Here is an 11,944-nt window from a genome sequence, read left to right as displayed (position 1 = left end):
CCGTCACCAGCCGCCGTCCACGGCGATGTTCTGGCCGCTGATCATGTCGGAGGCTGGCGAGACGAGGAACAGCACGAGGTCGGCAACGTTGGCCGGCTCGATACGCCTCTTCAGGCTCTGGTTCGCGAGGATCCAGTCATTGTACTCCTTCAGCCGGTCGCCGAAGACGCGCTCTTCCGCCTCCGAGACCACCGCGCCCGGCGACACGGCGTTCACCCTGATGCCATGCGGCCCGAGCTCGCGCGCCAGCGATTTGGTGAGGCCGAGCATGGCGCCTTTCGACGCGACATAGGGCACGTAGCCGTCCCAGCGGCCGTTGAGCGTGATCGAGCAGAAGTTGACGATCTTGCCGTAGCCCTTGGCCTTCATGCCGGGAGCGCAGGCCCGCGCCAGCGCGAAGGCGGCCGAGGAGTTGACGCGGATCTGGTCCTCATACTCGGCGAGAGAGAATTCCTCGAACGGCCGGTTGATGATCAGCGCCGCGTTGTTGATCAGGATGTCGATGCCGCTTTCCTTCGCCGCCAGCGCGGCAACGGCCGCTTCCGCCTCGGCCAGCCGGTTGAGATCGCACCCAATGAAGGCGATGTCGCCGCTGGCCTGACCGGCCAACCCGGCGACGATGTCCGGTCCGTTCTCGACCTCGGGCCGATCGAGCACCAGCACACGCGCGCCGGCCCGCGCCAGCGTCGCCGCCTGGGCACGACCGAGCGAGCCGAGGCCGCCCGTCAGCAGCACCTTACGACCGTTAAGCACCTTCATTGCCAAGTTTCCCTAGAGCACGCCATGCACTTCATCGATCGAGGTATCCTCGATGCGCTTGTCCAGCACCACCTCGCCGCGCGCCATCGCCACGATGCGGTCGCAGCAGTCGAAGACGTGGTGCATGTTGTGGCTGATGAAAACACCGGTCACCCCCTGCTCCTTCAAGCCGCGCACGAAGCCGATCACCTTGTTGGTCTCCTTGACCGAGAGGTGGTTGGTCGGCTCGTCGAGGATCATCACCTTCGACTTGAAATGCATGGCGCGCGCGATGGCGACGCCCTGGCGCTGACCGCCGGAGAGCTCGCCGACGAGCGCGTCGGGAGAGCGCAGATGCAGGTCGACATTGGCGATGGCGCGAATGCTCTCCTCGGCCATCTTCTTCTGGTCGAGGATGCCGACGCCGAGGATCGAGAAGCGGGTCGGCTCGCGGCCGATGAACAGGTTCCTGGCGATCGACATGGTGGGGACCATGGAGTTGTACTGGTAGATGGTCTCGATGCCGAGAGCCATCGCGTCGCGCGGCGTTGCGATGCTGACCGCCCTGCCCTCGACCTGGATCTCGCCCTGATCGGCGCGGTGGACGCCGGACAGGATGTTGATCAGCGTCGACTTGCCGGCGCCGTTGTCGCCGACAAGGCCGAGCGCCTCGCCGCGCCGGAAATCGAGCGAGACGCCCTTCAGCGCATGTACGCCGGAATACCATTTGTGCAGGTCGCGCACCGAGATGATCGCATCGCCCACGGCTCAGCCCTCCATCTTGATGGCCTTGGCGCGCTTGCGCATCCAGGCATTGGCGACGACGGCGAAGATGGTGAGGAAGCCGATGGCGAACTTGAACCAGTTGGCGTCGACGTGGCTGAGCACAAGTCCGTTGTCGATGACGCGGATGAGCGTCGTGCCGATGATGCCGCCCATCACCGTGCCGATGCCGCCGGTGAGCGAGGCGCCACCGATGACGGCGGCCGCGACCGCCTGCAACTCCAGCCCCTCGCCGATCGAAGGCAGCGGCGAGCCCAACCGCAGCACCTGCAGCATGCCCGCAAAACCCGCGAGCACCGAACAGAGCATGAAGCAGACGATCTTGACCCTGGCGGTCGGGATGCCCATCGAGGCCGCGGCCGGCAGGAAGCCGCCGGTAGCCTTGATCCAGTTGCCGAAATTGGTCCGCGACAGCATCAGCGAGGTCAGCACCGCGACCGCCACGAACCACAGGAACGACATGCGGAACATGTTGCCAGGCCCAACGAAGGAGGTGAACAGCCAGTTGGGCAGGTCGGCGGGCAGCAGCGGCGGGAAGCCGCCGGAGACAACCACGGTGAGCGAGCGCGCCATGAACAGCATGCCGAGCGTGGTGATGAAGCTCGGGATCGCGAAGCGGATGGTGATGTAGCCGTTGATGAAGCCGATCGCCGCGGCGACCAGCAGTCCGGCGAGCAGCGCCAGCGGGAACGGCCAGCCATGCACCATCAGCACCGCCATCGACATCGGCATCAACGCGAACACCGACCCGACCGACAGGTCGAACTCGCCGCCGATCATCAGGATGGTGACGCCGATGGCGACGAGGCCGGCCTCCGGCAGGATGCCGAGGACGCCGCGCAGATTGTCGGCATTCAGGAACACGCCGTGCGAGCGCACCTGGAACAGCACGATGAGCAGAACCAGAAGGATCAGCCCGGCCAGCTCCGGTTTTTCGAGATAGGTCTTGAACAGGCGCTTCAACGCAAGGCTCCGGTGGTTCGGGATTCAGACGCATCGGCGACGGCCGGCGCCGCCGATGCAGGTCTCGGTATTTGGAGAGCTACCTCAGCCCCTGGGCCGACAGCGCCATGATGCTGTCGGCCTCCTTTGGCCGCACGATGCCCTGGCCGGTGTCGATGTCCGAAGGCGCAAGGCCGATCTTCTTGTTCAGATAAGCCTCCATCACCGGCATGAAGCCCTGCATGTAGGGCTGCTGGTCGACCAGCGCCTGGACATAGCCCTTCTGCATCTGCTGCAGCACCTCGGGCACCAGGTCGAAGCCGCCGAGCAGCACCTTGCCCGGCGCCACGCCTCGATCGGCCAGCACGCGGGCCACGCCGGCGCACCAGAAGCCTGTGTCGAAATAGGCCGTGGTGTCGGGATGGGCGTTCAAATAGGCGCCGACGCGGTCGGAGGTGATGGCCAGATCGGTGCCGCTGTCGATGCGCTCCCACGACACGTCGCGGTCCTTATGCGCGGCCTTGTACTCCTCGAGGAACTGCATGACACCGGCGCCGCGGCTTTCCGACCAGTTCTGGCCGGGCGCCGAAATGCCGACCAGCACCTTGATCGGACCGTCTTTCGGAAAACTCTCGGAAATCGCCTTGGCGAGCGAATAGCCGGCCGGCTTGAAGCCCTGGCCGACGAAGGCCTGCCGCGCATTGCCCTTGGCGCCCTCGGTGTCGTCGACATTGACGGCGATCACCAGCACGCCGGCGTCGCGTGCCTCCTTGACGACGTCATCCAGAGCGTGATCGTCGACGATTGAGGTCAAAAGCGCGTCGGGCTTGGCGGCAAGTGCTGCTCGCATGTTCGCGACCTGCTGCTCGACCGAGCCCTCGGTCTGGGTGAAGACCATGTTGCAGTTCGCTTCGACTTTGGCGCAGGCATCGTCAAAACCCTTCTTCACCGCCTGCCAGAACGTGTTCGAGGCCGACGAATGATGGGTGAAGACGATGTTGAGCCCGTCGGCGCGGGCCACGGATTGGCCGCCGATCAGGGCGACGCCGAGCAATAGCATTGCGGTGAGTTTCTTCATGTCTGTTCCTCCCTTTGGATTTCTCAGATGCTTGTCCTGTCGCTGACGCGACGATGGACGGTGTAGGCGCGGCCGAGTTCCGGACTGAGCGCCAGCCCCAGCCCCGGCCCGGGCGGCACAGTGATCATGCCGTCCTTCACTTCCGGCAGCGCGGTGACCAGATCGCGGTACCAGGTGCGGTAGAAGGCGCGCACGCTTTCCTGGACGAGCGCGTTCGGCGCGTTGAGCGAAAGATGCGTCGAGGCGGCGAGCACGACCGGACCGGTGCAGTCATGCGGCGCCACCGGCAGCCGCCATGCCTCGGCCATCGAGGCGATCTTGCGCGCCTCCGAGAGGCCGCCGCACCAGGAGATGTCGAGCATGACGATGCCGGCCGCTCCCGTCTCCAGCAGGTCGCGGAAAGCCCAGCGGCTGCCCAGCGTCTCCGAGGCCGAGATCGGTGCCGGACTGGCGGCGGCATAGCGCTTGAGGTCGCCGAGGCTATCCATGCGGATCGGGTCCTCGTGCCAGTAGGTGGCGTAGGGCTTCAGCGCCTGCGCGATCCTGATGGCCGGCAAGAGCTGCCACATGGAGTGGAACTCGACCATGATGTCCATCTTGTCGCCGACGGCTTTGCGAATCTTTTCAAACGGTTCGAGCGCCGCCTTCAAGTCAGCGGCGGAAATGTCGTTGCCGCGCGTCTTTTCCGCCGCGTGGTCGAACGGCCAGATCTTCATGGCGGTGATGCCGTCCTCCAGCAGCTCCTCCGCCAGTTCGCCGGCGCGGGTGAGGAAGGCGTTGAGGTCGTCATAATCACGCCCGGCGCCGATGCCGTAATTGGCCGTGGTCTGGCCCTTGGCGTCCTTGATGTATTCGGTGCCGGCGCAAGTGTTGTAGGTGCGGATCGAGCGGCGGCTGAAGCCGCCGAGCAATTGCGCGACCGGCTGGTTGGTGGCCTTGCCGAAAATGTCCCACAGCGCGATGTCGAAGGCCGAGTTGCCGCGCACCTCGGCGCCGCTGGAGCGGAAGCCGAGATAGCCGACGAGGTCGGCGGCCAGGAGGTCGATCTGCAGCGGGTCGCGGCCGATCACCCGCGGCGCGACATATTCGTGCAGATATTCCTCGACGGTGCGCGACAAAAAGAAGGTCTCGCCGAGCCCGGTGATGCCCTCGTCGGTATGGACCTCGACCCAGAGCAAATTGGGTCGTTCCTCGATGCGGACGGTTTCGATGGCGTGGATCTTCATCAGGCAATCCCCGCATCGAGCAGCGCCTTGACGCTCTTGTCGAAATGCTCGGCCATGTGCTCGGCCGCCAGCCGTGGATCGCCCTTGAGGATGGCGTCGGCGATGTCCTCATGGCCCTTGATCATCTTGAGCTGGGCCTCGTCCGAGGAGCGGGTGCGCCAGCCGATCACCCAGGTGCGGCGCGTGACGCCGCTGAAGGCGGTGACGATCAGCGAAAAGACCGGGTTGTGCGAGGCCGCCGCGATCGCCTCGTGGAAGGCGATGTCGTGCTCCATGACGGCCTCGGGGTTCGTGAAATTCTCGCGCATCAGCCGGGCCGACTGGGCAATCGCCGCAGCCTCCTGGTCGGTGCGGCGCAGCGCGGCGAGCGCGACCGTGCGCATCTCGATGGTGCGCCTGACGTCATAGACCTGCTGCACGCTGATCTGCTGTGTGGTGATGCCGTGCTCGATCACCATCGACATCGCGCCGGTATCGAGCTTGGCGACGGTGGCACGGCGCCCGGCGCTCATGTCGATGAGCCGCATCGCCGACAGCGAGCGGAAGGCCTCCCGAACGACGGTGCGGGAGACGTTGAGCTGGCGCGTCATGGCGGCTTCGCTGGGCAGCGGATCGCCAGGCGCCAGGCCCTCCGAGCGGATGTGCTGGGTGATCGCCTGGATGGCCGTGCTGACCAGTCCGGGGCTCGGGTCACCCGGTGGGTCCGTCTGCTCCTGCATTGCGCTCCCTCAAAACCTGTATGACAGGTTATTATCGAATTGCTCATATTTGATCCGAAAGATATATGTCAAGTGCATTTCCCGGGAGACGGAGGAGCCCCATGCCCGAAACCGATGCCGCCCTGATCTTCGACGCGCGCGACGTGGTCGGCGAAAGCCTGGTGTGGGACGACCGCCGCGGCAGACTGGTCTGGGTCGACATCATCGGCCGCCGAATCCATCGGCTGGACCCGTCGACCGGAGCGCATGAGAATTGGCCAACGGGCGATCTCGTCACCTCGGTCGGCCTGCGCGCCGATGGCGGCGCCATCATCGGCCTGCGCAAGGACATCGCGCTCTGGGATTTCGGCGGGCCGTTGCGAACGCTTGCGACGATCGAGGCGGACCGGCCCGGCACGAGGCTCAACGAAGGCGTCGTCGCGCCGGACGGCTCGTTCTGGGTCGGCACGATGGCCAACAATATCGGGCCGGACGACGCTCCCTTGGCCATCATGAGCGACGAGGGCCGGCTCTACCGGGTCGGTTCCAACGGCAAGGCGGCGTCGCTCAGCGAGGACCGCTTCGGCATCACAAACACCATGGCGTGGCTGCCGGACGGCCACTTCGTCACCGCCGACACGATGAGGAACGCGCTCTACAGCTACGGCTGGGACAAGAAGGCGGGACGGCTCGGCGAACGCCTGCCCTTCTTCACCGGTTTCGAGCGCGGCCTGCCGGACGGCTCATGTCTCGACGCCGAGGGTTATGTCTGGAACTGCCGGGTGGTGGGCGGGAGTTGCCTCGCCCGTATCGCGCCCGACGGCAGGCTGGACCGGATCGTCGAGCTGCCCTGCAGCTGGCCGACGAGTTGTGCCTTCGGCGGTTCGGATCTCGACACGCTGTTCGTGACCTCCGCGCGCTTCACGATGAGCGCCGAGCATCTCGATGCGCATCCTTCAGAGGGCGGCGTGTTCGCGCTCAAGCCCGGCGTGCGCGGCATACCGGCCAACCGCTTCGGATAATCTCCCATCGGCTGCGGCCCGATTTCCGATCTGTGAAGTTACGCGTTCCCCCACTTGCAAGAATGCCGGCGCTGGGCTGGATTGACCAAAGCCAAGCTCGAGGACGCCAGACAGGCAGAAGGGGCCGCGATGGAGCCGGTTCCGGCTGGATCAGCACCGGACGCGGATGACGGCAGGGCCGAGCGCTACGATCTCGGCCTCTGCCTGTCGGGCGGCGGCTATCGCGCCATGCTGTTTCATGCGGGCGCGCTCTGCCGCCTCAACGAGGCCGGGCTGCTCCAGAAACTCGATATGGTAAGCTCGGTCTCTGGCGGGTCCATCGCGGCCGGGCTGCTCGCGGTGCTTTGGCCGCACTTCACCTTCGTCGACGGCATCGCCGCCAATTTCGATATCTATCTCGACAGGATCCTGGCGTTCTCGCAGGTCTTTCTCGACGCGCCGTCGATCTTCAAGGGCCTGTTCAACCCGTTTTCCAGCGCCGCGCGCGAAGTCGCCGCCTGCTACGAGAAACATCTGTTCGCCGGCTCGAGGCCGATGCTGAAGAGCCTGCCGGAAAAACCCTGGTTCGTGTTCTGCTCCAGCAATCTCGACACCGGCTCGCTGTTCCGGCTGTCGCGGCGCTACATCGCCGACTACCGCATCGGCGTCGCCTACCAGGCCGACCTGCCGGTGGCTCTCGCGGTTGCCGCCTCGTCGGCCTTTCCGCCTTTCCTGTCGCCGCTCCGGCTCGACCTCACGGCGTTCGCATGGCGCAACGACAAGCTCGACCCGAGCGTCGGCGCGCCGGTGCCGCCTTCCCGCGCCGTGCTCACCGATGGCGGCGTCTACGACAATCACGGTATCGAGCCGGCGCTGAAGCGATGCCGCTGGCTACTGGTCAGCGACGCCGGCGCGCCCTGGCGGGCTTCGAACGCCGGTTACTGGAACTGGTTCTCGCAGTTGAAACGCGTCGCCGACACCACCGACAACCAGGTGCGCTCGCTGCGGCGCCGGGATCTGGTGGCACGCTTCCAGGCGGCCAAGGACGCCGACGATCGCGGCCTGCCTAGTGACGCGACCCGGCCCGACTATGCGGCGACGCGCGGCGTCTTCTGGTCGATCGCCAGCAAGCCGGGCGCGACCGAGCCGACTTTCGTGCAGACCGCCGCCACCGCGCCGGCCGATATCGGCACGTCGCTGCATTTCCTGGGCAGCGAAGAGACCGTCGACCTGGTGAACTGGGGCTATTGCGCCGCCGACCAGGCGTTGCGCGGCTGGTACGAGCCGGCGGTCGCTGCCGGCAAGGGCGTGCCGCTGAAGCCGGGCGACGTGAAGCCGGCACGCTGCGCGCGAGTGTCGAAGGCCCTGATGAGTGTGTTCAAAGTTTGAGCCCCTTTTCCTCGCCCCACGCAGTGGGGAGAGGTGGCTCGGCGAAGCCGAGACGGAGAGGGGAGCGCCCTACGAAGGCCCCCTCTCCGTCCGCTTCGCGGCCACCTCTCCCCCGCCTTTGGCGGGGGCGAGGAACCCCAGCCTTCATACGCTGGCGCAATCCAATCCGGTTCGTGCCCTGCCCTCTGCATGCTAACAGAGGCGCTTTCACAATTCCAACGAGTGGACAGCGACATGGCGACAGAAAAAGTAGCTCTTGTGACGGCGGGCGGCAGCGGCATGGGGGCTGCGGCGGCGAAGCGCCTGGCGGCGGACGGTTTCAAGGTCGGCGTGCTGTCCTCCTCCGGCAAGGGCGAGGCGCTGGGCGAGGAACTTGGCGGCTTCGGCGTTACCGGCTCCAACCAGTCGAACGAAGACCTGAAGCGCCTTGCCGACGGCGCGCTGGAGCGCTGGGGCCGCATCGACGTGCTGGTCAACAGCGCCGGCCACGGGCCGCGCGCGCAGATCATCGAGATCAGCGACGAGGACTGGCACAAGGGCATCGACACCTATTTCCTCAACGCCGTGCGCCCGACGCGGCTGGTGACGCCGGTGATGCAGAAGCAGAAAGGCGGCGTCATCATCAACATCTCGACCGCCTGGGCGTTCGAGCCGAGCGCGATGTTCCCGACCTCGGCCGTGGCACGCGCCGGGCTTGCCGCCTACACCAAGATCTTCGCCGACAGCTATGCGGCCGACAACATCCGCATGAACAATGTGCTGCCCGGCTGGATCGACAGCCTGCCGACGACGAACGAGCGCCGCGACAGCGTGCCGATGAAGCGCTACGGCACCTCGGAAGAGATCGCCGCGACGATCTCGTTCCTCGCCTCCGATGGAGCCGCCTACATCACCGGGCAGAACATCCGCGTCGACGGCGGCATCACAAGGGCGCTGTAAGCCGCGCGGCAGCAGGACGGCGCCCGGCATTGCCGGGCGCCAAGTCATTTGCGACCGCGAAGATGCAACAGCCAAAGAAAGCCCAGCAGAGCAACGACAGCGACGACATTGCCGAAAACGTTGCTCCAAAAACGCGCCGGGTCGTCCACACACGAAATCCAGCTAAGCCTTCCCCGGATCTCGCCAGTCTTCAGGCCATAAGCAAGGTTATAGATCGCGAAGGCGGCGAGTGCCGCCACCAGGACAAAGACGGTGTCGTTTTTGTTGCGATCCATGGAGCACGTGTAGCTGCGCCCGATGAAATTTTGCTTATCGCCGTGCAGGTAACGAGGACGTCACCTCAAGTCATCCCGGTCTACGGGAATTGAGCACCCACAGAAAGGCTATCGAAGCCACCAGGACAATCGAATTGCCGACCACGATGTTCCAGAAGCGCGTCGGATCGTCCGCGAGGGCGACCCAATGCAACTTGCCCCGGACTTCGCCTGTCCTGATGCCGCAGGCAATGTTGTAGATCGCGATGGCGGCAAGCGCCGCCATCAGGACAAACAGGTCGTTGTTCTTGTTGCGATCCATGGAAGCGGCTTTTAACAGCGCTTGGTGAAATTTTACTTACCTTGGGTAAGGCGGCTGCCGAAAGACCGGCAGCCGCCTGCCTCATTTACTGGTTGATCTCGGGTTCGACGAGCTTGGCCAGGTTGCGCAGCGATTCCTGCCAGCCGAGATAGCAGGCCTCGGCCGGGATGGCGTCCGGGATGCCCGCCTGGGTGATGTTGATCTCGGTGCCGACCGACACTTTCTTCAAGGTCACCGTCACCTCGATCTGGCCCGGCAGGTTGGGGTCGTCGAAGCGGTCGGTGTAGCGCAGGCGCTCACCCGGAACGAGCTCGACGAATTCGCCGCCGAAGGCGTGGCTGTCGCCGGTGGTGAAGTTGCGGAAGGACATCTTGTAGGCGCCGCCGACCTTGCCGTCGAACTCGTGCACCGTACAGGTAAAGCCGTTCGGCGGCAGCCACTTCGCCAGCGCGTCCGCCTCGACGAACGCGCGGTAAACCTTCTCCGGCTTGGTTGCCAGGACACGGTGCAGTTGGATGGTGCTCGGCATGTCTCGATATCCTCTCAGGTTTCGTTGATCGATGCCCCAAGGACGGGCAGCCCCCAGCCGATCCGACAGAAGCTGTCAAATTTTTTGCCCGGCGGCTACCTGCCACCCTTGCAACGGAGGCTGCGGACACGATCGCTTCGATCAGGCCGGGCATCGTCGGCGGCGCGGGCTGGTCGGGCGCAATGTAACGCGATGTGCGACATCGTTGGGCATCGCTGTTCGTTCGGATTGATCGCTTTTCTAGAGCAGACCGAAATCGCTTTCCGGCTCGGATGTCCAACGTCGCAAATATGGCGACTCAGCGCCTCGATCACCGCGCGGCCACGCTGGTCGATTGCGGTCACGCGCTGCATCTTGCCCAATATTTCAGCATGAGCCTCGCAATATTGAGTAAAATTGAGCAATTCAACGTGTAATTATCGCGTATAAATTGTATTAGAACCACCTTATTATCTCTATTTCTAATCATTAATCAATGAGTGGTAATTTTTTGTCTGTACTGTAACGCGAATCCTTGGAACCATAGGCCGGCTTGCAGGTTGGCCTGAAAATCCGGCGCCACCAAGAAAGGAGTGTCCGATGAGCTTCGTTGTCAACGCGATAGGCGTTCCTCTTTACTACAGCGGCGCTTCCAATCACTGGCTTTCGGCGTCCTCGCCCGGGACGATGAACGGCACCTCAGGCAACGACTCCATCTGGGGCACCAGCGGCGTCAACGTCACCATGTATGGCGGCCAAGGCGACGACATCTATTACCTCTATTCGGCGGGCAACAAGGTGGTCGAGAACCCTGGCGAGGGCATCGACACGATCAACACATGGATGAGCTACACGCTGCCGAACAATGTCGAGAACCTCGTCGTCACCAACGCCCACAACTATGCCTTCGGCAATTCGCTGGATAACATCATCACCGCCACGGCGGGCGGCCAGACGATCGACGGCGGGGCGGGCAACGATGTGCTGATCGATGGCGGCGGCGGCGCCGATGTTTTCATCATCGCGAAGGGCAACGGCAGCGACTCGATCGTCAATTTTGCCTCGAACGATGCCGTCCGGCTCGATGGCTACGGATTCACGTCGTTCGCCGCCGTCCACGACGCGATGATCCAGGCGGGACCGAATGTGGTGCTGAACCTTGGATCGAGCGAAATCCTCGAATTCAAGAACACCACGATCGACAAATTGCAGCCCAACAATTTCCAGCTGCCGATCGACAAGTCCGGCATGACGCTGTCCTTCAGCGACGAGTTTAACACGCTGAACCTTCACAATAGCCAGGGCGGCACCTGGGACACCAACTTTTGGTGGGGCGCGCCGAACGGCAGCACGCTGACCCGCAATGGCGAGTTGCAGTGGTACATCGACGCCAATTACGCGCCGACCAGCTCCGTGCATCCGTTCAGCGTGCAGAACGGGGTTCTCACCATCACCGCGGCGCAGGCGCCGGCCGACATCAAGCCGCTGATCAACAATTACGAATACACATCCGGCATCCTGACCACGCATGACTCGTTCTCGCAGACCTACGGCTATTTCGAAATGAGGGCCGACCTGCCGGAAAACGCCGGCGCCTGGCCGGCCTTCTGGCTGCTGCCGGAAGACGGCTCGTGGCCGCCGGAGCTTGACGTGATGGAGATGTATGGCCAGAAGCCGAATTCGCTGCTGATGACCGCGCATACCAACCAGACGGGCCAGCACACGACGGTCGGATCCACGGTGAACGTCATGGATACCGCCGGCTTCCACACCTATGGCCTCTTATGGACGCCGGACAAGCTGATCTGGACCTATGATGGCGTGCAGGTCGCGGCGGCGGCGACGCCGTCCGACATGAACAAGCCGATGTACATGCTGGTCGATCTCGCGGTGGGTGGCCAGGCGGGCGCGCCGCCGGACCATCTGGCGACACCGGCGCAGATGAAGATCGATTATATCCACGCCTATACGCTGAACGATCTGCCAAGCCAGGCGGCGGCGCTGACCAGCCACACCGCAAGCAGCACGACAAGCGAGCATACGGTCTGAAGCGAGGGCGGTCTTTC

At 64.3% G+C, this 11,944-nt stretch carries 13 protein-coding genes; 4 read left to right on the top strand and 9 right to left on the bottom strand.

Going from position 1 to position 11,944, the window contains the following annotated elements:
* Positions 1-3: 3 nt before the first annotated feature.
* The 6 genes from WDX12_RS22955 to WDX12_RS22930 all read right to left on the bottom strand — a co-directional run bounded on the left by WDX12_RS22955 (position 4) and on the right by WDX12_RS22930 (position 5,486).
* Positions 4-759 (bottom strand): SDR family oxidoreductase, encoded by a 756-nt coding sequence (locus WDX12_RS22955; protein ID WP_434722121.1) that lies wholly within the window; start codon positions 757-759, stop codon positions 4-6.
* A gap of 12 nt (positions 760-771) precedes the next feature.
* Entirely contained in the window at positions 772-1,503 is a 732-nt protein-coding gene (locus tag WDX12_RS22950; protein ID WP_434722120.1) for an ATP-binding cassette domain-containing protein, read from the bottom strand.
* A 3-nt stretch (positions 1,504-1,506) separates the two neighbouring features.
* Positions 1,507-2,484, bottom strand: a complete 978-nt coding sequence (locus WDX12_RS22945; protein WP_434722119.1) for an ABC transporter permease — start codon at positions 2,482-2,484, stop codon at positions 1,507-1,509.
* A 79-nt stretch (positions 2,485-2,563) separates the two neighbouring features.
* Complete coding sequence (locus WDX12_RS22940) at positions 2,564-3,541, bottom strand: sugar ABC transporter substrate-binding protein (RefSeq protein WP_320296077.1); 978 nt, start codon at positions 3,539-3,541, stop codon at positions 2,564-2,566.
* Between the two features lie 23 nt (positions 3,542-3,564).
* A complete protein-coding gene (locus WDX12_RS22935) occupies positions 3,565-4,767 on the bottom strand; it encodes a mandelate racemase/muconate lactonizing enzyme family protein (protein WP_434722118.1) in 1,203 nt (400 codons plus the stop codon).
* Complete coding sequence (locus WDX12_RS22930; RefSeq protein ID WP_434722117.1) at positions 4,767-5,486, bottom strand: FadR/GntR family transcriptional regulator; 720 nt, start codon at positions 5,484-5,486, stop codon at positions 4,767-4,769. The genes WDX12_RS22935 and WDX12_RS22930 overlap by 1 nt, the downstream gene beginning before the upstream one ends.
* 101 nt (positions 5,487-5,587) lie before the next feature.
* Between WDX12_RS22930 and WDX12_RS22925 the strand changes: the two genes are divergently transcribed.
* From WDX12_RS22925 to WDX12_RS22915, 3 genes are all read left to right on the top strand, one after another.
* The gene (locus WDX12_RS22925) at positions 5,588-6,487 is read left to right on the top strand and encodes an SMP-30/gluconolactonase/LRE family protein (protein ID WP_434722116.1); all 900 of its coding nucleotides are present in this window, start codon (positions 5,588-5,590) and stop codon (positions 6,485-6,487) included.
* Positions 6,488-6,616: 129 nt separating this feature from the next.
* On the top strand, positions 6,617-7,855 hold the full coding sequence (locus WDX12_RS22920; RefSeq protein ID WP_434725692.1) for a patatin-like phospholipase family protein: 1,239 nt from the start codon (positions 6,617-6,619) through the stop codon (positions 7,853-7,855).
* A gap of 234 nt (positions 7,856-8,089) precedes the next feature.
* Entirely contained in the window at positions 8,090-8,794 is a 705-nt protein-coding gene (locus WDX12_RS22915; protein ID WP_434722115.1) for an SDR family oxidoreductase, read from the top strand.
* A gap of 44 nt (positions 8,795-8,838) precedes the next feature.
* Here WDX12_RS22915 and WDX12_RS22910 read toward each other — a convergent pair whose 3' ends face one another.
* The 3 genes from WDX12_RS22910 to WDX12_RS22900 form a co-directional block, all read right to left on the bottom strand.
* Positions 8,839-9,069, bottom strand: a complete 231-nt coding sequence (locus WDX12_RS22910; protein WP_434722114.1) for a hypothetical protein — start codon at positions 9,067-9,069, stop codon at positions 8,839-8,841.
* A 70-nt stretch (positions 9,070-9,139) separates the two neighbouring features.
* Positions 9,140-9,370 (bottom strand): hypothetical protein, encoded by a 231-nt coding sequence (locus tag WDX12_RS22905; protein WP_320296083.1) that lies wholly within the window; start codon positions 9,368-9,370, stop codon positions 9,140-9,142.
* Positions 9,371-9,455: 85 nt separating this feature from the next.
* A complete protein-coding gene (locus tag WDX12_RS22900; protein WP_320296084.1) occupies positions 9,456-9,899 on the bottom strand; it encodes an SRPBCC family protein in 444 nt (147 codons plus the stop codon).
* Positions 9,900-10,478: 579 nt separating this feature from the next.
* Between WDX12_RS22900 and WDX12_RS22895 the strand changes: the two genes are divergently transcribed.
* Entirely contained in the window at positions 10,479-11,927 is a 1,449-nt protein-coding gene (locus tag WDX12_RS22895) for a family 16 glycosylhydrolase (protein ID WP_434722113.1), read from the top strand.
* Positions 11,928-11,944: the final 17 nt, after the last annotated feature.

It is taken from the genome of Mesorhizobium sp. RIZ17 (assembly GCF_051127865.1).
In the GTDB taxonomy this organism is placed as follows: Bacteria; Pseudomonadota; Alphaproteobacteria; order Rhizobiales; family Rhizobiaceae; genus Mesorhizobium; species Mesorhizobium humile.
This window is presented reverse-complemented; position numbering and strand designations above follow the sequence as displayed.